This window comes from Belliella filtrata (genome assembly GCF_022549775.1).
GTDB lineage: Bacteria > Bacteroidota > Bacteroidia > Cytophagales > Cyclobacteriaceae > Belliella > Belliella filtrata.
Genome location: NZ_JAKZGP010000153.1, coordinates 1 through 639, shown reverse-complemented (window position 1 = coordinate 639; position 639 = coordinate 1). Strand labels below are relative to the sequence as shown.

The following is a 639-nucleotide window of genomic DNA, read 5'->3' as shown; positions in this document are numbered from 1 at the left end:
CATTGATGAATTTAACAACATGAAACCTATCAAAGGTCACTGAAGCACTCTTGAAGTTATGTAAGATTCCCGATATGAATGCTGGGGACATGTCTATACATGTTTTCTTTATTTGCTCTCTTTTACAGCCTTTATTTTCAAGATGTTCAGCGATTTTATCAATAGTTTCTGCACCTTTCCCGGGAACTGCGTATAGCACTTTTCTATCCTCCATATCAACAGCTACAGTCACATATGAATGCCCTTTTTTGGAAGATGTTTCATCTATTCCTAATAGCTCAACTCCAGAATGATCTGCTGCTTTGTGGGCTTTTTCAATCCAATGAGAAAACAGATTCCATAATCGTTGAGGATATACATCCATGATATCTGCAGCTTTACTTACTGGCATTTCAGACTCAATTAGCAACATACTGTAAGCCTCAAACATTAAAGTAAACCCACTACCTGGACGTGCCCATGGCACTCTCACAGTTTCTGTCCTACCTTCTGCAGTTTTTACTCTTGGAACTCGAGCATGTAAAAAACATCTATGCTGAAAAAAATTAAGGTGTTGCCAGCTTCTTTCTACAGTATCATGAGTCTTTCCTCCAGCAAACTTGAAGCCTCTCTCGAAATCTATATAAATATCTATCTGAC

1 protein-coding gene is annotated in these 639 nt (G+C 38.2%); it reads right to left on the bottom strand.

Annotated features, from left to right (window positions below; all coding sequences use genetic code 11):
* A partial coding sequence (locus MM239_RS20850; protein WP_241350254.1) for a transposase occupies positions 1-639 on the bottom strand: 639 nt, incomplete at both ends.